This is a genomic window from Nonomuraea recticatena, assembly GCF_039533245.1.
GTDB classification, from domain to species: Bacteria; Actinomycetota; Actinomycetes; order Streptosporangiales; family Streptosporangiaceae; genus Nonomuraea; species Nonomuraea roseola.
This window is the reverse complement of the sequence record NZ_BAAATE010000017.1, coordinates 110,215-133,121: the sequence shown is the minus strand read 5'-3', so window position 1 is coordinate 133,121 and position 22,907 is coordinate 110,215. Positions and strand designations below refer to the sequence as shown.

Sequence of the window (22,907 nt, the reverse complement as noted above, 5' to 3'; positions counted from 1 at the left end):
GGTGGTGGAACTCGAGGTAGGGCCCGTGGCCCACGGTGGCTGGTGTGTGGCGCGACACGAAGGACGTGTCGTCTTCGTACGGCACGCGCTCCCAGGAGAGCGGGTCGTCGCCGAGATCACCGAGGAGACGACCCGCTTCCTCCGCGCCGACGCCGTGGAGATCCTCGAAGCCTCACCCGACAGGGTGACCCCGCCCTGTCCCTACGCGGGGCCGGGCCTGTGCGGCGGCTGCGACTGGCAGCACGCCACCCTCGAGGCCCAGCGAGCCCTCAAGGCGAGCGTGGTGGCCGAGCAGCTCAGCAGGCTGGCGGGCATCACCAGGGACGTGCTGGTCGAAGAGGTGCCCGGCGCGAAGGACGGCCTCGGCTGGCGCACCCGCGTCCAGTTCGCCGCCACCCGCGAGGGCGTGCTCGGCTTCCGCAAGCACCGCTCCCACGACATCCAGCCCGTCGAGGCCTGCCTGATCGCCCACCCCTCCGTGGAGGAGGTCGGCGTCGAGACGCACACCTGGCGCAACTCCATGGGCGTCGAGGTCATCGCCTCCTCCGGTGGCGAGCACGCCGTCGTCATCGCGCCCAAGCCGCGCAGCTCCGTCGCGGTGCCCCCGCTCGAGGCGCCCGCCTCCATCCTGGTCAACCAGGGCAAGGGCCGCTCCGAGCCGAGGCACGGCTCCGGCATGCTGCACGAGCAGGTCGGCGACAGGGTCTTCCAGGTGACGGGCAGCGGCTTCTGGCAGGTCCACCCCGGGGCCGCCGAGACCCTCCTCGACGCGGTGCTCAGCTACGCCGCCCCTGAGCCGGGCGAGTGGGCGCTCGACCTCTACTGCGGGGTCGGCCTCTTCGCCGCCGGGCTCGCCGAGGCGGTCGGCCCCTCCGGCGCGGTGTTCGGGGTCGAGAACGAGGCCGCTGCCGTACGGGACGCCCGCGCGAACCTGCGCGACCTGCCGTGGGCCCAGGTCGAACGCGGACGGGTGGAGGACGCCCTCGACCGCTTCGAGATCGAACGCGCCGACCTCGTCGTCGTCGACCCGCCCAGGTCGGGCCTGGGACGCGAGGTGGTCACGCGCATCGCCTCGCTGGAGGCCTCCCGCCTGGTGTACGTCTCCTGCGACCCCGCCACGCTGGCCCGCGACCTGGCCTGGTTCGCCGAACTCGGCTACGACCTGGCCGACCTGCGCGCCTTCGACGCCTTCCCGATGACGCATCACGTGGAGTGCGTGGCCCTGCTGGTCAGATGAGCGATCAAGGCTGTGACCATTGGGAACGCAACACATGATGCACGGCTACACCCGAGGATGACCGCCGCCCCAGCCCATGTTCTGCGCACCAGATGCGCACGATCAGAAGGGATGGGTGGGATGAGCGCCGAGGGTACGCCTTCGAGGAGATCGCGGCCGAGCTACTCGGCGCGATCGAGGCGGGCGACTACCATCCCGGCGCTCAGCTGCCTGGTCTGCGGGCACGTCGCAACCAGCCACTGTGACGCGTGAGGTGATCCTTCGATCCGCCCGAATCGTCCCAGAAACCCGGCGATGCAAAGAAGGCCCCCACCCTCCGAAGAGAATGATCGTGGCGCGATGGCACTATTCAGGCGATCTTTGGCAGGGATGGCGATAGTAAGACGACTGCAGAACTCTCAAGATGAGCACACACAACACTCTTTCCTAAAGGTGGGTGCTCGTGATCCATGCTGTGAAGAGGGCCGCTACGGTCGCCCTGATCTCTCTCGCCACCCTGGCGCCGCTGGGAACAGTGGCGCACGCCAGCCCGTCCGCGACAACCGACCCGATCACCATCCAGGCGCCGTACTGGCAGCCCAGAGGGCCGTTCGGCGACTACAGCCGCTGCATCAGCGAACGCACGGAATTCAGGCGGTATTACCTGGTCACGGACTGTTACATGTACAACGGCTCGTGGTGGTTCGATTACAAGGACCGGTAAACCGGGGCCTTGGACAGCATGAAACAGCCCCGCCCACTCCGAAGGGAGGAGCGGGGCTTCGCGCTGCTACCTGCTGGCCGTTGTGAACAGTTGTCGGGTCGCCGCTGGTGCCGGTCTCGCCGGGGCTGCAGCGCGCAGCGCACGAAAGAATCTTCCAGCACTTGAGCTGGGCGTTCGCGTGTTCCCCTGCGTCCACGGAGCCTGGCATAGGCCCAATTGGATGAAAAACTTGCCGCGCGCACCCAGCCAAAATGTTCGCCAAAGACCCCATGACCGGATTGACATGAATTTGGGGTGAATGGCCAAAGATAGCCGGTATTGTACCCCTGAAGGAGTACCCCATTTGTTATCGGAGGTTGGCATGTCCATCCTCACTATGTTCCCGGTGCGCTTGCAGGCGGACTACCGCTTCGGGCCCAAGCCGAGGAAGCCGAAGAAGGCGAAGAAGCCGAAAAAGGTTAGGTAGCTAAGCTCGCGAGGCCGTAAGTGGAGCGCCTGTGTCCGGCGGCACGGGGTGCTCGAATTTTCTGAGCGGCCCGTGCCGCCAGGCTGCGGGCACGGCTGCCCCTCTTGGCAGCCCAACCTTTCAAGGGCGTTCGATGAACAGACCGAACGCTCTGGGGTGGCCGGCGGGTCCAAATCAGCCATTGTTCCTCTGGTCGCATGCCATTGTGAGTGGATCCTTCCTATGGCTTGTCCCAAGTCGCCCTGAATCCTGAAAAAGCAAAGGCGCCCCCGCTCTCCAGGAGGAGGGCGGGGGCTGTTGTCGAAGCGACGGCGGTGTACGACTGGACGCGGCCTTGGATGACGAGTGGGCGGCTTGTAGTCGTCATGCGGGAGGTCTGAGCGCGAGGTCTAGCATCGCAGGCAGGCACCCAGGACCTGGAGGCGCATCGTGCGATACGGCGACTGGGGCGAGCGCTCGGCGCGCTGGGCCGCAATCCGCAGCGAGACGGTGGACGTCCAGGGCGCGAGCGTCCACTACCTGCACGCCAGGGGGCGGGCCGGCCAGCCCGTCCAGCTGCTGGTGCATCCGATGGGCGCCACAGGGACCTTCTGGCTGGACGTCATCCCGCTGCTGGCCGCGCAGGGGCCGGTCATCGCTCCCGACCTGCCGGGCACGTTCGCGGGCCATACCGAGACACCGCATCCCCGCGCGGCGACGGCGCACGTCAACGCCAGGTTCCTGCAGGCGTTCACCCGCACGCTCGGACTGGAGCGCCTGACCGTTCACGGCTGGTCCATGGGCGGGCTGGTGAGCCTGCTGTTCGCCCGGCGCGCCAGGGCCGTGGAGCGGCTGGTGCTCACCAGCCCGACGCTGCCCGGTCCTCTCACGAGGTCCGAGGCGCTGGCCTGGCAGACGCTGGGCCGGCTCACGCTGGCGGCCGCCGTCCCGGCCCTGCGCGGCACGCTGCGCCTGTACGGCAGGCGGCTCCTGGAGGCCAAGCTGAGCAGGGGCGACCCCGTGACCGCGCCAGGTGGCGGACTCGACCTGGCACGGGGCGACCTGACGCGCGTCTCGCCCGAACTGGTCGCGCTCCAGACGGAGGAACGTCAGGAGATGCGCGACCAGCCGGGCAGGATGGCAGACGCCGTCGTGGCCTTCGCCTCGGTCGTCTCGGCGATGTACGTCGACAGGCGCCCGGTCCTCGACGCGATCGACCAGGTGCGGGCGCGCACGCTGCTGCTGTGGGGAGACCAGGACCCGCTGATCGAGCGGTCAACGGTCGACTTCCTGCTCGAGCGCCGGCCTGACTGGGGGCTGCGCGTGTTCGAGGGCGCGGGACACCTGATGCCGATGGAGCTCCCCGCCGCCTACGCCGAGGCGGTGTCGGCCTGACGCCGACCCGGGCGCTGGTCGAAGTCGCCCTGCCAGCCTGTCGGGCTCCCCGGTCCCATGGCGCATGGCCGTCCGCGAGGATCACGTGGCGAGGAAATGGAGGCGATCGCGCTCGGACGCGGAACCGCCTGTCGGGCTGCGACGCCGCCCAACCCGCGCCCAACATCGCGCCAACGAGGCGACACTAGCGTCCACCCCACTGACCTTTCGACAGACAGTGGGAGCAGACGATGACGATCAAGCGACTGGCCTCCATCGGGGCGGCCGTCCTTCTCGCGGCGGCCTGTGCGGGCGGGGTCGCCAGCGCCGACCCGGCCCTTTCGAGTCCCGCACCCGCCCCGTCGCCGTCGCTGTCCGCGGCGCCGTCCACGTCGGCGTCGCCTTCCCCTGCCGCGTCGCCGTCGCCCGCGGGAGCGGAGGAGAGCGCCGCCTCGGCCAGGAGCGGCGGCGGGTACTGGTTCGGCGACTGCCCCAAGGGCAGCCTGTGCGCCTACAGCGGGGTGAGCGGCGGGGGCAGCCGCTGCAGCTGGTCGGGTGACGACGGCAACTGGGCGGGTGGCGGGCGGCCGTGCTCCTTCAGCGGCAGGGTGAAGTCCCTGTGGAACAACGGGTACGCGGGCAGCCTGGACGACGTGCACCTCGTCACCTGCGGCGGAGCGCACTGGGGGCTCTACAACGGCGAGCAGGAGGCGTGGACCAACCCGTCGCAGGACCCCGGTCGCGGCAGCCTCTGCATCAAGTCGCACAAGTGGATCAACATGTAGAAGCCGAACCGCGCGCCGCGGACCGGCCGACGTCCCATGCGTGGCGGGCATCGCAGGTGTGCGCGATCGTCGTTTGTCGCACGAGCCGCCCCCCGCATACGGTGCGGACATGTCCAAGATCGCAGTTGTGACGGGCGCCAACCAGGGGCTCGGTTTCGCGTTGGTGGAGGGGCTCGCTCGACGGCTCGGCCCCGACGACGTCGTCTACCTCACCGGACGCGACGCCGGGCGCGTGGCGCGGGCACGGGAGCAGGTGACGGAGGCCAAGGCCGAGGTCAGGACCTGCCTGCTGGACGTACGCGACGGCCAGGCCGTCGCCGCGCTGGCCGGACGGCTGCGTGACGAGCACGGCGGCGTGGACATCGTCTTCTCCAACCACTACCTCAGGACGGTGCCGCAGGACGTGCCCGCCGAGGTGATCGAGCCCTACGTGGACGCCAACAACCTCGGCACCACCCGGATGCTGCGGGCGTTCCTGCCCGTCCTCCGCCGGGGCGGGCGCTTCGTCGTCGTCTCCAGCAGCCTCGGACGGCTGCGCGAACTGCCCGAGCCGCTGCGTCGCCCGTTCGACGAGGCGGCGACGCTGGACGAGCTCGACGCCACGCTGCTGGCGTGGCGCGATGCCGTGCTCACGGGGCGGGCGGGCGACGAGGGCTGGCCCGCGTTCATCAACATCCCCTCGAAGGTGGGCCAGGTCGCCGCCGTACGGACGCTCGCCAGACAGCGCCGCGCCGAGGATCTCGCGCACGACCGCCTGCTCGTGGCGGTCTGCCCCGGGATGATCGACACGGCGTCGTCGCGGCCGTGGTTCGACATGACGGGGGCGCAGACGCCCGAGCAGGCGGCGGTGGCGCTGGTCGAGCTGGCGCTCGCGCCTGAGGCGGACCCGGCCCTCTACGGGGAGCTGGTGCGGTTCGGCCGCGTGCTGTCCTGGCCGTGACCACGCGCCCCCCTCTCCGGCTCCTGACCTGCTCGAAGCTGCTCGGACCCGAAGGGCTCCCCTAGAGCTTGCGGGTGTAGACGACCCTGTCGACGAGACGCTCGGGCTGGCCCGGCGGGGTGAAGTAGAGGTCGAACGTGTGCCGGTTCTTCGACCTGACGGTGATCACGGTCCGCATGGGGATGGTCTCGCCGAGATAGTCGGGGCCGAGGACACCGGGGTCGGTGAACTCGCCGGGAATGGAGAGCACCGAGGTCTTGTCGCTGACCGGGGCGCCGCGGTAGGTCATCGCCGTCGGTGTGACGCTGTCGAAGGTGGTCCACTCGTAGCGCCGGTCGATGGGGGAGAAGCCCAGGACGCCGAGCCGGTAGTACGCCCTGTCGCCGAGGGTCCCCTCGGTCTTCTCCTCAAGGAACCGGCCGCCGGTCTTGCTGATCCAGCGCACCCGCACGGTCATGTCCCGGGAGACGATCGGCTTGCCGCCGGTCCCGAGGATGTAGTTGTACTTGACCGCCTTCCAGGTGCCGACCAGGGGGTCGAGCGTGCGGTGGTACGGGCCGGGGGCCAGGTTGTCGGCGGGTGCCGCCGCCTGCGCGCGCTGCGCGAGGGCGGCAGGCCTGTCCGTGACCGCACCCGCGGACGCCACCGGCGCCCCGACGGTGGCGAGAACGACGACGGCGGAGGCCGCTGTCAGCGAGATCTTCCTGAGCATGATGACGTCCGTTCCGTGAGCGTGAAGCGCGGCGGGTAGGCAGGGCGCGGAGAGCGAGCCGCCTTCGCGTGCCGTCAGTCAGGAAGGATGGTCGAGGGTCGGATCCGGCAGAAGGTGAACAAGATGCAGAGATCGTGCACGAACCTGCATCCCACGACGACGCTTGACCGCGATGTGGCCGCGATGTGGCCGCGCGGACCCGGGTCGCCGTCACGGCCTACGGCCGCGGCGCTCAGGTTCCGCCGCCCCACAGCACCCTGGCGACCTGCGCGGACGGCGGGACGCCGCGCGCCGACCTCCACGCCATGCCCGCGCGCTCGGCGAAGACCGTGAGCTTGCGCGCGTCGAGCGCGCTGAGGTCGTCGGGCCCTGCCAGCACGGAGGTCAGCGCCATGCGCCGCCACGCCGCGGCCGAGTCGACCTGGAAGACCTCGGCGACCTGGCGATGCGCGGCCTTCAGCGAGGAGGCCACCCTGCGCATCCGGCCCTCGCCCGCCGCCTGCGGCTCGATCGCCGTCAGCAGGTTGACCGTCGTGAGGCGCGCTCCCTTCGCCGTGGTCTGCCTGAGCATCTCGAGGTCGGCGGGGGCCAGCCCTTCGGGGCCGAGCGGCACGCTGTAGGTCACCAGGAGGTCGCCCTCGCGCTGCAGCGCCGCCACGGCCGTGGCCCTGCGCCGTACGGCGGGCAGGTCGGCGCTGTCGCGCACCTCGAACTCCACGAAGGGGGCGCCGTAGGCGCCGATCACCTCGCGGTAGGCGGAGGTCAGCGCGGCGAAGGCGGCGAAGGCGGCGGCCGCCTCCGGGCCGTCGGGCCCGCCGAACAGCAGTCCTGCCTGACCGCCCGCGGCGCGCAGGCCGGCGACGCGGCCCGCGAAGGGGGTGCGGCCGGAGGCGAGGCCGCCGGCCCACGTGGGCTCGCACCCGCCTGGCCCCGCCATCAACCTGCCGAGGGAGAACCAGCGCACGCCGGTACGGCGCAGGGCTTGTGCCAGGTCGAGCCGTGGCGTGCGCGCGGTGTCGACGAAGGCCACGAATCCCGAAGGCACGGGTTCGGCGGCCGAGGAGGAGGGGGACGGCGAGGGGGCGGCCGAGACCCTGGCCGCGTGCGAGGGGCCGGGCGCCGACCAGTCGGGGGTGGCCTGGGCGGGCAGGAACCAGATCGCCAGCCCTGTCACCGCCGCGAGGCCCAGCCCTGCCAGCACCACCAGCGGACGGGGCGGGGTGCCTGGCTCCCTGTGACGCGCCATCATCACCTACCGTGTCAGCCCGATGACCGATGGTGAACGCTAGCAGTCGTTGGGAGAATGTGACCGGATAATGGCCAGATGCAGCTAAGGATCTTCACTGAGCCCCAGCAGGGCGCCACCTACGATGACCTGCTCGCCGTGGCGAAGGCCACCGAACGGCTCGGCTTCGACGCCTTCTTCCGCTCCGACCACTACCAGCGCATCGGATCCGGCGACCAGGGGCCTGGCTCGACCGACGCGTGGATCACCCTGGCGGGCCTGGCCAGGGAGACCTCGCGGATCAGGCTGGGCACGCTGGTCACCCCCGCGACCTTCCGCCTGCCGGGGCCGCTGGCCATCGGCGTCGCGCAGGTGGACCAGATGAGCGGCGGCAGGGTCGAGCTCGGCTTCGGCACCGGCTGGTTCGACGGCGAGCACACCGCCTACGGCATCCCGTTCCCGCCGGTGGGGGAGCGGTTCGCCCGCTGGGAGGAGCAGTTGGAGATCATCACGGGGTTGTGGGAGGCCGAGAAGGACTACTCCTTCGAGGGCACCTACTACCGGCTGGCCGACTCGCCCGCCCTGCCCAAGCCCGTCCAGCGGCCCCGTCCCCCGATCATCATCGGCGGCACGGGCGCCAAGCGGACGCCGAGGATGGCCGCCAGGTACGCCGACGAGTACAACGTCCCCTTCCACTCCGTCGAGCAGACCGGCGAGGCGTTCGAGCGCGTACGGCAGGCCGCGGGCCGTCCGCTGGTCTACTCGGCGGCCCAGGTCGTCTGCGTCGGCGCCGACGAGGCCGAGCTGGAGCGCAGGGCGGCGGCGATCGGCAACAGCGTGGAGCGGCTGCGCGAGGAGGGCCTGGCGGGCACCCCGTCCGAGGTGCTCGACAAGATCGGCAGGTTCGCCGAGCTGGGCGCGGAGCGGATCTACCTCCAGGTGCTCGACCTGTCCGATCTGGACCACCTGGAGCTGATCGCGGCCGAGATCCTCCCGCACGTGTAAAGACATGGCGGTACTTATCGGGCCTACGGCACACTTGACGCGTGCTGCTGACGATCTCGACCACCGCCACGCCCGCCACCGACCTGGGGTTCCTCCTGCACAAGCATCCGGACAGGGTGCAGGAGTTCTCCCAGTCGTTCGGCACGGCCAGGGTGTTCTACCCCGAGGCGGACGAGAGCAGATGCACCGCCGCGCTCATGCTCGAGGTCGACCCCGTGGCGCTGGTCCGCTCGCGAGGCAGGAACTCGCCCGACTTCAGCCTGGGCCAGTACGTCAACGACAGGCCCTACGCGGCCTCCTCGCTGCTGGCCGTGGCGCTCGGCGACGTCTTCCGCACCGCCAGGGCGGGCCGCTGCAACGCCAGGCCCGAGCTGGCGGAGGGCGCGCTGCCGCTGGAGATCGCCATCCCCGCCCTGCCCTGCAGGGGAGGGCCCGACCTGGCGCGCAGGCTCTTCGAGCCGCTCGGCTGGGAGTGCGAGGCGCTGGCCGTCCCGCTCGATGAGAACTTCCCCGAGTGGGGCGACTCGCGGTACGTGAGCCTGAGGCTGCGCGGCAGCCTCAGGCTGGCCGACGCGCTCAACCACCTGTACGTGCTGCTGCCCGTGCTCGACGACGGCAAGCACTACTGGATCGCGCCCGACGAGGTCGACAAGCTGATCCGCGCGGGCGAGGGCTGGCTGGCCGCCCACCCCGAGCGCACCCTGATCACCCGGCGCTACCTCGGGCGGCGCAGGGCCCTCGAGCGTACGGCCTTCGCCAGGCTCGCCGAGGTGGGCGACGAGACCGAGGAGGCGCTCGAGCCCCGGATCGAGGAGGAGAAGGAGAGGTCCGTCCCGCTCAACACGCTGCGCCGCGAGGCTGTCGTGCGCACGCTGGAGGAGCTGGGCGCGGCCTCCGTCATCGACCTGGGGTGCGGGTCGGGCCAGCTGATCGGCGCGCTGCTGGCCGTGCCGAGGTTCGCCAGGATCACCGGCGTGGACGTCTCCACGCTGGCGCTGACCATCGCCGCCCGCAAGCTGCGCCTGGAGCGGATGCCCGACGCCAAGCGGGCCAGGCTCACCCTCTTCCAGGGCGCGCTCACCTACACCGACCCGCGCTTCTCCGGCTACGACGCGGCGGTCCTCATGGAGGTCGTCGAGCACGTCGACCCGCCCAGGCTGGCGGCGCTCGAGCGGGTGGTGTTCGGCCAGGCCAGGCCGGTGCACGTGATCGTGACCACCCCCAACTCCGAGTACAACGTCCACTACGAGTTCCTGACCGGCATGCGCCACCCCGACCACCGCTTCGAGTGGACCCGCGAGGAGTTCACCGCGTGGGCCACCGCGACCGCCCAGCTGTACGGCTACCGCGTCGCCTTCACGCCGATCGGCGAGGAGGACCCCGAGCACGGGGCTCCGACCCAGATGGGAGTCTTCACCCGTGACCATTAGGATCCCGGAGCTGTCGCTGGTGGTGCTCGTCGGCGTCTCCGGCAGCGGGAAGTCGACCTTCGCCGCCAGGCACTTCAAGCCCACCCAGGTCATCTCCTCCGACTTCTGCCGCGGCCTGGTCTCCGACGACGAGAACGACCAGTCGGCCACCCAGGCCGCCTTCGACCTGCTCGACCACATCGTCGGGACCAGGCTCTCACGCGGCCTGCTGACCGTCGTCGACGCCACCAGCGTGCAGTTCGCCGCGCGCCAGAAGCTCATCGCGCTGGCCAGGAAGCACGACGTCCTGTGCGACGCGATCGTGCTCGACGTGCCGGAGGAGGTGGCGATCGAGCGCAACGCGGGCCGTCCCGACCGCGACTTCGGCGCGGGAGTGGTGATCCGCCAGCGCAAGGACCTGCGCCGCTCCCTCGGCAAGATCAGCAGGGACGGCTTCCGCAGGGTCCACGTGCTGCGCGGCGTCGAGGAGATCGACAACGCCACCGTCTCCTACGAGAAGGCGTGGACCGACAAGAAGGACCTCACCGGCCCCTTCGACCTCATCGGCGACATCCACGGCTGCAGGTCCGAGCTGGAGACGCTGCTGACCGAGCTGGGCTGGGAGCTGACCCGCGTGGACGGCAGGGCGGTCGGCGCCGTCCACCCCGAGGGCAGGACGGCCGTCTTCGTCGGCGACCTGGTCGACCGAGGGCCCGACTCGCCGGGCGTCGTCAGGCTCGTCATGGGCATGGTCGCCGCGGGCACCGCGGTCTGCGTGCGGGGCAACCACGAGGAGAAGCTGGTCAGGGCGCTCAAGGGCGCCAAGGTCAAGGTCGCGCACGGCCTGGAGCAGTCGCTCGAGCAGTTCGCCGCCGAGCCCGAGGAGTTCACCCGCGAGGCGACCGCCTTCCTCGACGGCCTCATCAGCCACTACCAGCTCGACGAAGGGCGCCTGGTCGTCGCCCACGCGGGGCTGAAGGAGGCCTACCACGGCCGCGCCTCCGGCAGGGTACGAGCGTTCGCCCTCTACGGCGACACCACGGGCGAGACCGACGAGTACGGCCTGCCCGTCCGCTACCCGTGGGCCCAGGAGTACAGGGGCCGCGCCATGGTCGTCTACGGGCACACCCCGACGACCAAGCCCGAGTGGATCAACAACACGATCTGCCTCGACACCGGATGCGTCTTCGGCGGCAGCCTGACCGCCCTGCGCTACCCCTCGCGCGAGATCGTCTCGGTGCCGGCGGAGAAGGTCTGGTACGAGCCGGTCAAGCCGCTGTCGGCGCCCGGCTACCGCGACCCCGTCACGCTCGACATCGGCGACGTGAGCGGCACCAGGCACATCGAGACCCGCTTCGGCACCAGGGTCAAGGTCATGGAGGAGAACGCCGCGGCCGCGCTCGAGGTGATGAGCAGGTTCGCCGTGGATCCCCGCTGGCTGGTCTACCTGCCGCCGACCATGGCCCCGCCGGAGACCTCGAAGCTCGACGGCTACCTGGAGCACCCGCACGAGGCGTTCGAGGAGTTCGCCGCCCAGGGCGTGGCCGAGGTCGTGTGCGAGGAGAAGCACATGGGCTCGCGGGCGGTCGCCGTCCTGGCCAGGACGCCCGAGGTGGCCGCCGAGCGGTTCGGCGTCACCGACGGCTCGGCTGGAGCGGTCTACACGCGGACGGGCCGTCCGTTCTTCGACGACCTCGGCCCGCTGGTGGCCCGGCTGCGCGCGGCCTGCGAGCCGCTCTGGGAGGCGCTCGGCTCGGACTGGGTGGCGCTCGACTGCGAGCTGCTGCCCTGGTCGGCCAAGGCGGGCGAGCTGATCCGCGTGCAGTACGCCGCGGTGGGCGCGGCGGCCGGCGCCGCGCTGCCCGCGGCCACGTCGGCGCTGGAGGCGGCGGCAGGACGCGGGCTGGATGTGAGCGAGTTGCTGGACCGCGCCCGCCGCCGTCAGGACAACGCTGCCCGATTCCGCGAGGCGTATGCGCGCTACTGCTGGCCGGTGAACGGCCTCGAAGGAGTACGGCTGGCGCCGTTCCAGATCCTGGCCTGCGAGGGACGCAACACCGCGCTCGAACCGCACGCCTGGCACCTCGACACCCTCGCGCTGCTCGACGACCCGATCATCACGCCGACCAGGCACCTGTTCGTCGACCTCACCTCGGCCGAGTCGCGCGAGAAGGCGGTCGCGTGGTGGGAGGAGCTGACGGGGCAGGGCGGCGAGGGCATGGTCGTCAAGCCCGCCGTCCATCAGCGGGGAAGGGTGCAGCCGGGGGTGAAGGTGCGCGGACGCGAGTACCTGCGCATCATCTACGGCCCGGACTACACCGACTCGCTCGACCTGCTGCGCCGTCGCTTCCTCGGCAAGAAGCGCTCCATGGCGCTGCGCGAGCACGCGCTCGGCCTCGAGGCGCTGGCCAGGATGGCCGACGGGGACCCGCTCTGGCGGGTCCACGAACCGGTCTTCGCCGTGCTGGCGATGGAGTCGGAGCCGGTCGATCCGCGCCTGTGACGGTCAAGATTGCGTATGCGCCGCCGTACGGGGAGATCGTCAGGGTAGCCCCAGTTCATGGCGACTACGAAGGGGCACGAGGAGCACCTCGGGCACGTCGTGTTCATCACGGCGGCGGCGGCGATCGGCGGGTTCCTGTTCGGCTACGACAGCTCCGTCATCAACGGCGCGGTCACCGGGATCCAGAAGCACTTCGGCATGGGCCCCGGCCAGACGGGGTTCGTCGTGGCCATCGCGCTGCTCGGCTCGGCGGTCGGCGCCTGGTTCGCCGGAGGGCTGGCCGACCGCTGGGGCCGCACCAGGACCATGCAGCTGGCCGCCGCGCTGTTCGCGGTCAGCTCCATCGGCCAGATGCTGCCCTTCGCCACCTGGGACCTGGCCGCGTGGCGGGTCCTGGCCGGTATGGCGATCGGCATGGCCTCGGTGCTCGGCCCCGCCTACATCGCCGAGGTCGCCCCGCCCGCCTACAGGGGGCGGCTCGGCTCCTTCCAGCAGCTGGCCATCGTGCTCGGCATCGCCGTCTCACAGCTGGTCAACTACCTGATCGCCCAGGTCGCCGACGGTGACGTCAACAACAGGCTGTGGGGCCTCGAGGCCTGGCAGTGGATGCTCGGGGCCTGTTTCGTGCCCGCCGCGCTCTACTTCGTCTTCGCCTCGGTCATTCCCGAGTCGCCGCGCTTCCTGGTCGGCGTCGGCAGGGACGACAAGGCGCGCACGGTGCTGTCGGAGGTCGAGGGCGACGACATCGACCTCGACGCCAGGATCGCCGAGATCAGGAGCGTGCTGCGGACCGAGCGGCGTCAGACGCTGCGCGACCTGCGCGGGCCGGCCCTCGGCCTGCTGCCCATCGTGTGGATCGGCATCGTCCTGTCGGTCTTCCAGCAGCTGGTGGGCATCAACGTCATCTTCTACTACTCGTCGGTGCTGTGGCAGTCGGTGGGCATCGGCCAGAGCAGCTCCCTGCTGATCAGCTTCTCCAGCTCGATCATCAACATCATCGGCACCTTCATCGCCATCGCCCTGGTCGACAAGATCGGACGCAAGCCGCTGCTGCTCATCGGCTCGGCCGGCATGGCGATCTCGCTCGCCGTCGCGTCGTGGGCCTTCAGCGCCGCCGTCGAGGCGGGCGGCAGGGTCACCCTGCCCAACCCCGAGGGCGCCATCGCGCTGGTCGCCGCCAACGTCTTCGTCCTGTTCTTCGCCCTGTCCTGGGGCGTGGTGGTCTGGGTCCTGCTGGGCGAGATGTTCCCCAACCGGATCAGGGCCATCGCGCTGTCGGTCGCGGCCGCCGCCCAGTGGCTGGCCAACTGGCTGATCACCGAGACGTTCCCCTTGCTGTCGGAGTGGAACCTGTCGATGACCTACCTCGGCTACGCCGTCTTCGCCGCGCTGTCGTTCGTCTTCGTCACCAGGTGGGTCAGGGAGACCAGGGGCCGCAAGCTGGAGGAGATGGGGTAGCCGCCCAGCGGCCAGGCCGTTGCGGATAATCCCTTTGCGGACGATTGAGTAGGCTGGGGACATGACCGCCATGGCACCCGGCCGCACCGCGCCCGACCTGTCGTTCCTGCTCGACCACACCAGTCATGTGCTGCGCACGAGAATGGCGGCCGAACTGGCCGAGATCGGCCTGACGCCGCGCATGCACTGCGTGCTCGTCCACGCCCTGGAGGAGGAGCGCACGCAGATCCAGCTCGCCGAGATCGGCGACATGGACAAGACGACCATGGTGGTCACGGTCGACGCCCTCGAGAAGGCGGGCCTGGCCGAGCGCCGTCCCTCCAGCACCGACCGGCGGGCGCGGATCATCATGGTCACCGAGAAGGGCGCCGAGGTCGCCAGGCGCAGCCAGCAGATCGTCGACGGCGTGCATCGCGACGCGCTGGAGGCCCTGCCGAAGGATGAGCGAGAGGTGCTGCTCAGGGCGATGAAGCGGCTGGTCGAGGGCCATCTGTCGACCCCGGTGGAGCTCGGTCAGGGCGCCCGCAGGGCCCGGCAGTCCCAAAAGTAGGCCCGTCAAGGATCGTCTGTAACGGAACTATCTGCTACGGTCTCTCTTGTCGCATCTGAACAGGAGAGGCCATGTCCCCCACCCCCTCACGCTGGTTCGCGCTGATCGTTCTGTCGGCGGCGAGCCTGATGACCATCCTTGACGGCAGCATCGTCACCGTCGCGATGCCGGCCATCCAGCAGGACCTGGGCTTCACGGCCGCCGAGCTGAGCTGGACCGTCAACGCCTACTTGATCCCGTTCGGCGGACTGCTGCTCCTTGCCGGACGCCTGGGCGACCTGATCGGCCGCAAGGCCGTCTTCCTGGCCGGCAACGTGGTCTTCACCGCCGCGTCCCTGCTCGCCGGCGCGGCCACCACGCCTGGCCTGCTGATCGCCGCCCGCTTCCTGCAGGGTGTGGGCAGCGCGATGGCCTCGGCGGTGGTGCTCGGCATCCTGGTGACGCTGTTCACCGAGCCGAGGGAGCGGGTCAAGGCCATCGGCGTCTTCAGCTTCACCGGCGCCGCCGGAGCCTCCATCGGCCAGGTGCTCGGCGGCGTCCTGACCGACGCGCTGTCCTGGCACTGGATCTTCTTCATCAACCTGCCCATCGGGCTGGCCACCGTCGCGCTGGCCGTACGCGTCCTGCCGGCCGACCGCGGCGCAGGGCTCGCGGCGGGCGCCGACGCGCTCGGCGCCGCGCTGGTCACCGGCGGCCTGATGCTGGGCATCTACACCGTCGTCAAGATCGAGGAGTACGGCTGGCTCGCCGGTCACACCCTGGGCCTCGGCGCGGTGTCGCTGGTCCTGCTGGCCGGCTTCTTCGTCCGGCAGGCCAAGGCCGCAGCCCCGCTCATGCCGCTGAGGGTCTTCCGCTCCCGCAACGTCTCAGGCGCGAACCTGGCCCAGATGCTGAGCCTGTCGGCGATGTTCGCCTTCCAGATCCTCGTCGCGCTCTACATGCAGAAGGTCCTGGGCTACACCGCGCTCGAGACCGGCCTGGCGATGCTGCCCGCGGCCGTCGCGATCGGCGGCATCTCGCTGTTCGTCTCCGCCAGGCTCAACAACCGCTTCGGAGCGCGCGCCGTCCTCGTCGCGGGCCTGATCCTGCTGCTCGCCGCGATGGGCTGGCTCACCAGGGTGCCGGTGCAGGCGTCGTACGTCCACGACCTGCTGCCGGTCATGCTGCTGATCGCCGGCGGCGGTCTGGTGCTGCCCGCCCTGGCCACGCTCGGCATGTCCGCGGCCAGGGCCGACGACGCGGGGCTGGCCTCGGGGCTGTTCAACACCACGCAGCAGATCGGCATGGCGCTGGGCGTGGCCGTACTGTCCACCATGGCCGCCTCCCGAACCGGAGAGCTGCTGGCAGGGGGAGCGACCCAGGCCGCGGCCCTGACCGGCGGCTACCGGCTGGCGTTCGGCATCGCGGCGGGCCTGCTGCTGGCGGCCCTGGTGGTCGCGCTGGCCGTGCTCCGCTCCGCCGAACGCGACCCCGCCGCCCGGCAGGCAGCCCCGTCCGAGCCGGCCGTCCTCGGCTAGATCCGTTCCGCGGGTGGATGCCGCGCCGGCCGTCGCCGCCGGCCCCGGATGATCGGGGCCGGCGATCCGCGCGGGACGGTGGTCAGGGGCGCAGCCGGTGCGGACGCGCGCGGCGGTGGACGAAACCGAACACCATCGCGGCCACCCACACGAAGAACAGCACCTTGAGCACCGACCATCCGCCGACGGCGATGCCGATGACCAGCGCGAGCAGTAGGAAGGGCGCGATCGGCCCCGGACCCCTGTGGTGGCGCCTGTGGTGGTGCGGGCTCCAGCGGGCACGGGGGAGGTGGTGCGGGCGCCCTCGCAGCTGCGCGAGGTGGTGGCGGTGAGCTGCCATGGCCTCGGGCCAGCCGTAGGCGTACTCCTCGGGGGAGTGGCGAGCGGGACCGGGCAGATCGGCGCAGACGCGGGTCAGCTCGCCCGCCGTCTTCGCCGTCAGGGCCAGGCCGAGACGCTCGTCGAGCTCCTCGCGGGTCAGGCGGCCCTGCGCGTAGTGCTCGCGCAGAGCGGCCATCGTCTCGTCGCGCTCGGCGTCGCCGATGCGCAGCTCTTCACCTGTGGTCATGGCGGGAGGTCACTCCTCGTCGGGGTCGCCGTCGGCCAGGATCTGGTAGAGCTTGCGGCGCGTCTCGACCAGCGCCTTGCGGGCCTCGCGCACCTGTGCCTCCGTGCCGGAGTGCAGGATCTGCATCATCGCGAAAGCCGACTGCTTGGCGATGTCCATCAACTCGGCCGAGTTGTCGTCGATGTCGGGGCGCATGGCGTCCCACGGCGCGCGGACCTCTTCGGGATGCTCGGCGATGTAGGCCTGCCCCGCCTCGGTGAGGCGGAAGGTCTTGCGGCCCTCGTTCTCCTCGGCGATCACCAGGCCCTCGTCGGTGAGCTGCTGGAGGGCCGGGTAGACGGCGCCGGGGCTGGGCTTCCAGCCGCCCTCGCTGCGCTCGGCGATCTCCTGGATGACCTGGTAGCCGTTGCGCGGCTCCTCGGCGAGCAGGGCGAGGATGGCGGCGCGGACGTCGCCGCGCTTGGCCTTGCGGCCGCTGCCGCCGAACCCGTGACGCCCGAACGGCCCGCCAGGACCGCCCCAAGGGCCTCTGCCGAACTCGAAGGGGAACGGGCCTGGCCTGCCTCTTCCTCGCTGCCGGTGTTCGTGCGGGCCGCCCTCGTGCGGCGGTCCCTGCCTCTGGTGGTGATGGCCGCCGTGCTGCCACGCCCCGGCCATCATGCGGAACGCCTCGCGGGCGGCCCTCTTCATCTCGCGGGGGTCGGCCCACTGGCCGCCGCCCATTGCCTGTGCGGAACTCATGGTGTGTTCTCCGTTCTTACGCGATCGACTTTCGACCGCTCTCGATGCTTCAAAGATATATCGCTAACATTCTGAAAGCAAGGCCGGTTTCGGGACAGCTGTGGAGGAGTGGCGCGGAGTGACCTAGATCACGAAAAAGTCGCGGAATTCGGGAACATGGATGGGACGGGGGCCGTTAACTAGAGCAGACGAGGTCGTTCCGCGTCGGCAGGGCTGGGGGGTGCTGTCGCCGCGGTAGCGACCTCGTCTTTTTTGTCCCCGTCTCCCGCACGCGCTTTGCTCTACGATGACGTAGCGTGATCTTGACATGATGGGGCACACGCACGCGCTGACCGGAGCCGCCGCCTGGCTGGGCCTCGCGCCCGTCTTCGCCGCGCTCCCGCTGGTGAACGAGTCGAGCAGGTTCATCGAGACGGGCATCATGGCGGGCGCCCTGACCCCCGCCGAACTCATCGCGGGCGCGCTGGTGTGCGCGGGCGCGGCGATGCTGCCCGACCTCGATCACCCCAGCGCCACCATCGCCCAGACCTTCGGCCCCGTGACCTGGCTGCTCAGCAAGATGGTCTCGTGGCTGTCGGGCGGGCACAGGGGGGCCACGCACTCGCTGGCCTTCGCCGTGGCGGCGGGGTTTGGCGCGCACTACCTGGCCAGCACCTATCCGATCGGCAGGGACATCATGGTCGTCCTGCTCATCGGCCTGTCCCTGCGCGCGATCGGCATCGGCATCCCCGGCAACAAGATGGGCTCGGCGATGGTCAACATCGGGCTCACCGCCGGGCTCTACGTCGTGTTCATGTCGCTGGGTGTGGGCTACGCGTGGCTCGGGCTGGCGGTCGGCATCGGCTCGCTCATCCACGTGGTCGGCGACTGCATGACCGAGCGGGGCTGTCCCGTGCTGTGGCCGATGGCTTACAAGTTCATGCTGCCGTGGAAGATCGGCATCAAGACCGGCAAGAAATTCGAGCAGAAGATTCTCGCGCCGGTACTTTCCGTGGCGATTGTCGGCCTCCTGTTCTGGCGTCTCGCGTACTAGCGGGTAACTTGATGTCGAGATACTTTGCCGGATATCTTGATGTCGAGAGACCTGTCCACCTCCTGGTTAGGGTGACCTAACGTCATAGGAGGTCGCATGGTGCGGCAGGATTTGTGACTGAGAACTTGTCTAACGAGGAGGCGAATCACCGTGTCCGCGAACAGCTTCGGCAGCCGTGACACGCTACGCGTCGGCGACGCGTCGTATGAGATTTTCCGGCTTGATGCCGTCGAGGGCGCTGCCCGCCTCCCCTACAGCCTGAAGATCCTGCTGGAGAACCTCCTCCGCACCGAGGACGGCGCGAACATCACCGCCGACCACATCCGTGCGCTGGGCCAGTGGGACCCGAGCGCGACGCCGAGCGTGGAGATCCAGTTCACGCCCGCGCGCGTCATCATGCAGGACTTCACCGGAGTGCCCTGCGTGGTCGACCTGGCCACGATGCGCGAGGCCGTACGCGACCTGGGCGGCGACCCCGCCCGCATCAACCCGCTGGCCCCCGCCGAGATGGTCATCGACCACTCGGTCATCGTCGACTTCTTCGGCCACCCCGACTCCTTCCAGCGCAACGTGCAGAGGGAGTACGAGCGCAACCGCGAGCGCTACCAGTTCCTGCGCTGGGGCCAGACGGCCTTCGACGAGTTCAAGGTGGTGCCGCCGGGCACCGGCATCGTCCACCAGGTCAACATCGAGCACCTGGCCCGCGTGGTCATGACCCGCGACGGCAAGGCCTACCCCGACACCTGCGTCGGCACCGACTCCCACACCACGATGGAGAACGGCATCGGCGTGCTCGGCTGGGGCGTCGGCGGCATCGAGGCCGAGGCCGCGATGCTCGGCCAGCCGATCTCGATGCTGATCCCGCGCGTGGTCGGCTTCAAGCTCACCGGCAAGCTGCCGGCCGGCGCGACCGCCACCGACCTGGTGCTCACCATCACCGAGATGCTGCGCAAGCACGGCGTGGTCGGCAAGTTCGTCGAGTTCTACGGTGAGGGCGTCTCCTCGGTGCCGCTGGCCAACAGGGCCACGATCGGCAACATGAGCCCCGAGTTCGGCTCCACCTGCGCGATCTTCCCGATCGACGGCCAGACCATCGACTACCTGCGCCTGACCGGCCGCTCCGAGGAGCAGATCGCCCTCACCGAGGCCTACGCCAAGCAGCAGGGCCTCTGGCTCGACCCCTCGGCCGAGGAGCCGGTCTTCTCCGAGTACATCGAGCTCGACCTGGCCACGGTCGTCCCCTCGATCGCCGGCCCGAAGCGCCCGCAGGACCGCATCGCGCTGAGCGACGCCAAGAGCGCCTGGCGCGCGGCCGTCAAGGACTACGCGACGGAGACCGACTTCGGCCCCGCCGACGAGGCCTCGGCCGAGTCCTTCCCCGCCTCCGACTCCCCGGCGATCAGCCACGACGGCAACGGCGACCAGCCGCACGCCCCCGCGCTGAACGGGTCGCGCCCGCACAAGAAGGTGCCGGTCACCCTGGCCGACGGCACCTCCTTCGAGATCGACCACGGAATCGTCTCGATCGCCGCGATCACCTCGTGCACCAACACCTCCAACCCGTTCGTCATGCTGGGCGCGGCCCTGCTGGCGCGCAACGCGGTGGAGAAGGGCCTGACCCGCAAGCCGTGGGTCAAGACCTCGCTGGCCCCCGGCTCGCAGGTCGTCACCGGCTACTTCGAGCGCTCGGGGCTCCAGCCGTACCTCGACAAGATCGGTTTCAACCTGGTCGGCTACGGCTGCACCACCTGCATCGGCAACTCCGGGCCGCTGCCCGAGGAGATCTCCGCCGCCGTGCAGGAGCACGACCTGGCCGTCACCGCGGTCCTGTCGGGCAACCGCAACTTCGAGGGCCGCATCAACCCCGACGTGAAGATGAACTACCTGGCCTCGCCGCCGCTGGTGGTCGCCTACGCGCTCGCGGGCACGATGGACATCGACCTCGACAACGAGCCGCTCGGCACCGGCACCGACGGGCAGCCGGTCTTCCTCAAGGACATCTGGCCCTCGCCCGAGGAGGTCGCCGAGGTCGTCAACTCCTCGATCGGCCGCGAGATGTTCGAGCGCGACTACGCCGACGTCTTCAAGGGCGACGAGACCTGGCAGTCGCTGCCGATCCCGACCGGCAACACCTTCGAGTGGGACCCCGCCTCCACCTACGTGCGCAAGGCGCCCTACTTCGAGGGCATGCCGGAGAAGCCCGAGCCCGTCACCGACATCACCGGGGCCCGCGTCCTGGTCAAGGTCGGCGACTCGGTCACCACCGACCACATCTCGCCCGCGGGCTCGATCAAGCCCGGCACCCCCGCCGCGCAGTACCTGCAGGCCAACGGCGTCGAGGTCAAGGACTTCAACTCCTACGGCTCGCGGCGCGGCAACCACGAGGTCATGATCCGCGGCACGTTCGCCAACATCCGCCTGCGCAACCAGATCGCGCCGGGCACCGAGGGCGGCTACACCCGCGACTTCACCCAGGCCGACGGCCCGGTGTCGTTCATCTACGACGCCTCGGTCAACTACGCCTCCGAGGGCACGCCGCTGGTCGTCCTGGCCGGCAAGGAGTACGGCTCCGGCTCCTCGCGCGACTGGGCCGCCAAGGGCACCGCGCTGCTCGGCGTCAGGGCCGTCATCGCCGAGTCCTACGAGCGCATCCACCGCTCCAACCTGATCGGCATGGGCGTCCTGCCGCTGCAGTTCCCCGAGGGACAGACGGCGCAGTCGCTGGGCCTGACCGGCGAGGAGAGCTTCGACATCACCGGCGTCGAGGCGCTCAACCAGGGCTCGATCCCCGGCACCGTGCACGTGAAGGCGGGCGAGGTCGAGTTCGACGCGGTCGTCCGCATCGACACGCCCGGCGAGGCCGACTACTACCGTCACGGCGGCATCATGCAGTACGTGCTGCGCTCGCTGCTGGCCAAGTAGGGGGACTTCCCGCTCCCGCACCCGGCCATCAGCCGGGGGCGGGCGGCGGGGGCCCGGCCATGGGCCGGGCGGGCGCGACCCTCAACGCGCCCCACTCGGGGGAACCACCCGATCTGACCGACGCCCCGCGCACCATCCCGCGCGGGGCGTCGGCGTTCTCCGCGCCCCCGCGGCTCACCGCCGCGATGGCACGCGCGTCGGCGCGGTCCGTCACGAGACCCTGCGATGGCACGCGCCTTCGGCGCGGCCCGTCACGAGACCCTGGACGGCGGTGCCGACCAGGTGTCGCACGCCGAGGGCGACGCGGCCGCGTAGCCGCGTCCGAGCCAGTACGCGCGGCTGGCGCCCTTGCCGTGGCTGCGGCGACCCTCGGGCTCGTCCCCGCTCGCCCTCACCGCCTCGACGAGCGCCGTCCAGTCGGCGGGGGAGCGGCCGAGCGAGCGCCACACGCTTGCGATGAACACCCCCGCCAGGCAGTCGGCCTGCAGCTCGTAGCGCCTGCCCAGCTCGGCCTGATCGCCCCTGCGGGCGCGCACCAGCCTCTCGTAGCCGCTCCTGACGCCCGCCTGCTGCTGCACGTGGTGACCGTACTCGTGGGCGGCGACCTTCAGCGGGTACAGATCGGTACGCCCCTCGATCCAAGGGCCCTCGAGAGGGAAGACGAGCGTGGCGCGCCGGGTGCAGTAGAAGGCCGCCGCGCCGCCCGGCCACGGCAGCCCGCACACCTCGTCCTGCGGCTGCTCGAAGTAGAGGACCCTGGGGGCGCGGTAGCGCAGCCCCGCCCTGCGGAAGTGCGCCGACCACCCGGTGTCCATGCACCTGACGATCGCGGTGAGGTACTCCTTCGATCGGGGGATGCCGCCCGAGATCAGCGGCGGCTCGGGACAGGAGGCGGCGCGCAGCGCGCCGGTCCCGTGCAGCCGTCCCGGCGGGCCTGCTTGGCCGTGAGCGGGCGGGACGGCGAGAGCACCGGTCGTGACCAGGGCGAGGGCGCCGGTGGCGACCCGGCGAAGGGGGATTCTCACGACCCTGGAGCATAGAGCCCATGACAGACGCGGTGTTGATCCTGATTCTGGCGGGTTTGGCGGTGTTTGTGGGGGCGGTTGTCCAGGGTGGGGTCGGGTTCGGCCTCGGACTGGTCGCCGCTCCCGTCCTGACGATGCTCGACCCCACCCTCATGCCGGGCTCGATCCAGGTGGTCAACGCCACGTTGCCGCTGTTCACGCTGGCCGTGGAGTGGCGCAGGGCGGACTGGAGGGGGCTGGGCTTCGCGCTGCTCGGCCGGCTGCCAGGCAGCGCGATCGGCGCCGTCATCGTCGTCCATGTCTCCGCCACGTCCCTCGGCGTCTTCGTCGGGGTCATGGTGCTGATCGCCGTGGCGCTGACCGCACGGGCGATGGCGGTGCCGCGTAACGGCTGGACGACCACCGCGGCGGGCTTCGCCTCGGGTGTCACGGGGACCGCCACCGGCATCGGAGGGCCGCCGATGGGGCTGGTCTACCAGAACGCCAGGGGTCCGGAGATCCGCGCGACGCTGGCCGCCTTCTTCTTCCTCAGCGCCAGCCAGTCGCTGCTCATCCTCTGGTGGGTGGACCGGCTGCCGGTCAGGGCGCTGTGGTCGGGCGCGCTGCTGATCCCGTTCCTGGTGGTGGGGTTCCTCGTCTCCGGGCCGCTGCGCCGCCACCTCGACGGCGGCGGGGTCAGGCGCGCCGTCCTCGTGGTGGCGGCGCTCTCCGCGCTGGCGCTGGTCGCGCAGAGCCTGCTGTGAGCGCGGCCCGCC

The 22,907-nt window shown here is 70.6% G+C and carries 21 protein-coding genes; 15 read left to right on the top strand and 6 right to left on the bottom strand.

Translation table 11 applies throughout. From position 1 onward, the window contains the following. Position 1: 1 nt before the first annotated feature. The 6 genes from ABFX50_RS29130 (at position 2) to ABFX50_RS29105 (ending at position 5,484) form a co-directional block, all read left to right on the top strand. Entirely contained in the window at positions 2-1,237 is a 1,236-nt protein-coding gene (locus tag ABFX50_RS29130) for a class I SAM-dependent RNA methyltransferase (protein ID WP_346150669.1), read from the top strand. 92 nt (positions 1,238-1,329) lie between these two features. Next, a complete protein-coding gene (locus ABFX50_RS29125) occupies positions 1,330-1,482 on the top strand; it encodes a hypothetical protein (RefSeq protein ID WP_346150667.1) in 153 nt (50 codons plus the stop codon). 197 nt (positions 1,483-1,679) lie between these two features. Then, positions 1,680-1,940, top strand: coding sequence for a hypothetical protein (locus ABFX50_RS29120; RefSeq protein ID WP_346150666.1), 261 nt, complete (start codon positions 1,680-1,682; stop codon positions 1,938-1,940). An 895-nt stretch (positions 1,941-2,835) separates the two neighbouring features. Further along, positions 2,836-3,780, top strand: coding sequence for an alpha/beta fold hydrolase (locus ABFX50_RS29115; RefSeq protein WP_346150664.1), 945 nt, complete (start codon positions 2,836-2,838; stop codon positions 3,778-3,780). A 230-nt stretch (positions 3,781-4,010) separates the two neighbouring features. Continuing rightward, positions 4,011-4,544 carry a peptidase inhibitor family I36 protein gene (locus tag ABFX50_RS29110; protein WP_346150662.1) on the top strand — a complete coding sequence of 178 codons (534 nt, stop codon included), beginning with the start codon at positions 4,011-4,013 and terminating at the stop codon, positions 4,542-4,544. Between the two features lie 109 nt (positions 4,545-4,653). After that, on the top strand, positions 4,654-5,484 hold the full coding sequence (locus ABFX50_RS29105; RefSeq protein WP_346150660.1) for an SDR family NAD(P)-dependent oxidoreductase: 831 nt from the start codon (positions 4,654-4,656) through the stop codon (positions 5,482-5,484). A 61-nt stretch (positions 5,485-5,545) separates the two neighbouring features. On the opposite strand, the gene ABFX50_RS29100 is transcribed toward ABFX50_RS29105, so the two are convergent. Next, positions 5,546-6,196: a DUF1579 family protein gene (locus tag ABFX50_RS29100; RefSeq protein ID WP_346150659.1), complete on the bottom strand. Its 651-nt coding sequence runs from the start codon at positions 6,194-6,196 to the stop codon at positions 5,546-5,548. A gap of 232 nt (positions 6,197-6,428) precedes the next feature. After that, on the bottom strand, positions 6,429-7,442 hold the full coding sequence (locus ABFX50_RS29095; protein ID WP_346150657.1) for a glycoside hydrolase family 18 protein: 1,014 nt from the start codon (positions 7,440-7,442) through the stop codon (positions 6,429-6,431). Between the two features lie 78 nt (positions 7,443-7,520). On the opposite strand from ABFX50_RS29095, the gene ABFX50_RS29090 reads away from it, so the two are divergent. From ABFX50_RS29090 to ABFX50_RS29065, 6 genes are all read left to right on the top strand, one after another. Then, positions 7,521-8,426 carry an LLM class F420-dependent oxidoreductase gene (locus ABFX50_RS29090; protein ID WP_346150655.1) on the top strand — a complete coding sequence of 302 codons (906 nt, stop codon included), beginning with the start codon at positions 7,521-7,523 and terminating at the stop codon, positions 8,424-8,426. Between the two features lie 41 nt (positions 8,427-8,467). Then, entirely contained in the window at positions 8,468-9,856 is a 1,389-nt protein-coding gene (locus ABFX50_RS29085) for a 3' terminal RNA ribose 2'-O-methyltransferase Hen1 (protein WP_346150653.1), read from the top strand. After that, positions 9,846-12,338 (top strand): polynucleotide kinase-phosphatase, encoded by a 2,493-nt coding sequence (locus ABFX50_RS29080; RefSeq protein WP_346150651.1) that lies wholly within the window; start codon positions 9,846-9,848, stop codon positions 12,336-12,338. The genes ABFX50_RS29085 and ABFX50_RS29080 overlap by 11 nt, the downstream gene beginning before the upstream one ends. Before the next feature lie 57 nt (positions 12,339-12,395). Beyond that, positions 12,396-13,796 (top strand): sugar porter family MFS transporter, encoded by a 1,401-nt coding sequence (locus tag ABFX50_RS29075; RefSeq protein WP_346150649.1) that lies wholly within the window; start codon positions 12,396-12,398, stop codon positions 13,794-13,796. A gap of 61 nt (positions 13,797-13,857) precedes the next feature. Next, on the top strand, positions 13,858-14,346 hold the full coding sequence (locus ABFX50_RS29070) for a MarR family winged helix-turn-helix transcriptional regulator (RefSeq protein WP_346150647.1): 489 nt from the start codon (positions 13,858-13,860) through the stop codon (positions 14,344-14,346). 71 nt (positions 14,347-14,417) lie between these two features. Continuing rightward, a complete protein-coding gene (locus ABFX50_RS29065) occupies positions 14,418-15,863 on the top strand; it encodes a DHA2 family efflux MFS transporter permease subunit (protein ID WP_346150645.1) in 1,446 nt (481 codons plus the stop codon). An 82-nt stretch (positions 15,864-15,945) separates the two neighbouring features. On the opposite strand, the gene ABFX50_RS29060 is transcribed toward ABFX50_RS29065, so the two are convergent. Together ABFX50_RS29060 and ABFX50_RS29055 are read right to left on the bottom strand one after the other, a co-directional pair. Beyond that, entirely contained in the window at positions 15,946-16,431 is a 486-nt protein-coding gene (locus tag ABFX50_RS29060) for a DUF1707 SHOCT-like domain-containing protein (protein WP_346150643.1), read from the bottom strand. A 9-nt stretch (positions 16,432-16,440) separates the two neighbouring features. Then, positions 16,441-17,172, bottom strand: a complete 732-nt coding sequence (locus ABFX50_RS29055) for a PadR family transcriptional regulator (protein WP_183646343.1) — start codon at positions 17,170-17,172, stop codon at positions 16,441-16,443. A 307-nt stretch (positions 17,173-17,479) separates the two neighbouring features. Here ABFX50_RS29055 and ABFX50_RS29050 point away from each other — a divergent pair, with 307 nt between their 5' ends. Further along, positions 17,480-18,205, top strand: a complete 726-nt coding sequence (locus tag ABFX50_RS29050; protein ID WP_346150641.1) for a metal-dependent hydrolase — start codon at positions 17,480-17,482, stop codon at positions 18,203-18,205. A gap of 144 nt (positions 18,206-18,349) precedes the next feature. Next, entirely contained in the window at positions 18,350-21,127 is a 2,778-nt protein-coding gene (gene acnA, locus ABFX50_RS29045; protein ID WP_379506534.1) for an aconitate hydratase AcnA, read from the top strand. 28 nt (positions 21,128-21,155) lie between these two features. Here the strand turns inward: acnA and ABFX50_RS29040 are convergent, their stop codons facing one another. Beyond that, positions 21,156-21,341: a hypothetical protein gene (locus ABFX50_RS29040; protein WP_346150637.1), complete on the bottom strand. Its 186-nt coding sequence runs from the start codon at positions 21,339-21,341 to the stop codon at positions 21,156-21,158. Positions 21,342-21,378: 37 nt separating this feature from the next. After that, entirely contained in the window at positions 21,379-22,152 is a 774-nt protein-coding gene (locus ABFX50_RS29035; RefSeq protein ID WP_346150635.1) for a neutral zinc metallopeptidase, read from the bottom strand. Positions 22,153-22,172: 20 nt separating this feature from the next. On the opposite strand from ABFX50_RS29035, the gene ABFX50_RS29030 reads away from it, so the two are divergent. Next, positions 22,173-22,895 carry a sulfite exporter TauE/SafE family protein gene (locus tag ABFX50_RS29030; protein WP_346150633.1) on the top strand — a complete coding sequence of 241 codons (723 nt, stop codon included), beginning with the start codon at positions 22,173-22,175 and terminating at the stop codon, positions 22,893-22,895. Positions 22,896-22,907: the final 12 nt, after the last annotated feature.

Coding starts and splice junctions, on each gene's coding strand:
- ABFX50_RS29125 (WP_346150667.1), top strand. CDS start 1,330: ATGCGCACGATCAGAAGGGATGGGTGGGATGAGCGCCGAGGGTACGCC.
- ABFX50_RS29110 (WP_346150662.1), top strand. CDS start 4,011: ATGACGATCAAGCGACTGGCCTCCATCGGGGCGGCCGTCCTTCTCGCG.
- ABFX50_RS29105 (WP_346150660.1), top strand. CDS start 4,654: ATGTCCAAGATCGCAGTTGTGACGGGCGCCAACCAGGGGCTCGGTTTC.
- ABFX50_RS29100 (WP_346150659.1), bottom strand. CDS start 6,196: ATGCTCAGGAAGATCTCGCTGACAGCGGCCTCCGCCGTCGTCGTTCTC.
- ABFX50_RS29095 (WP_346150657.1), bottom strand. CDS start 7,442: ATGGCGCGTCACAGGGAGCCAGGCACCCCGCCCCGTCCGCTGGTGGTG.
- ABFX50_RS29090 (WP_346150655.1), top strand. CDS start 7,521: ATGCAGCTAAGGATCTTCACTGAGCCCCAGCAGGGCGCCACCTACGAT.
- ABFX50_RS29075 (WP_346150649.1), top strand. CDS start 12,396: ATGGCGACTACGAAGGGGCACGAGGAGCACCTCGGGCACGTCGTGTTC.
- ABFX50_RS29070 (WP_346150647.1), top strand. CDS start 13,858: ATGACCGCCATGGCACCCGGCCGCACCGCGCCCGACCTGTCGTTCCTG.
- ABFX50_RS29065 (WP_346150645.1), top strand. CDS start 14,418: ATGTCCCCCACCCCCTCACGCTGGTTCGCGCTGATCGTTCTGTCGGCG.
- ABFX50_RS29060 (WP_346150643.1), bottom strand. CDS start 16,431: ATGACCACAGGTGAAGAGCTGCGCATCGGCGACGCCGAGCGCGACGAG.
- ABFX50_RS29055 (WP_183646343.1), bottom strand. CDS start 17,172: ATGAGTTCCGCACAGGCAATGGGCGGCGGCCAGTGGGCCGACCCCCGC.
- ABFX50_RS29050 (WP_346150641.1), top strand. CDS start 17,480: ATGATGGGGCACACGCACGCGCTGACCGGAGCCGCCGCCTGGCTGGGC.
- ABFX50_RS29030 (WP_346150633.1), top strand. CDS start 22,173: ATGACAGACGCGGTGTTGATCCTGATTCTGGCGGGTTTGGCGGTGTTT.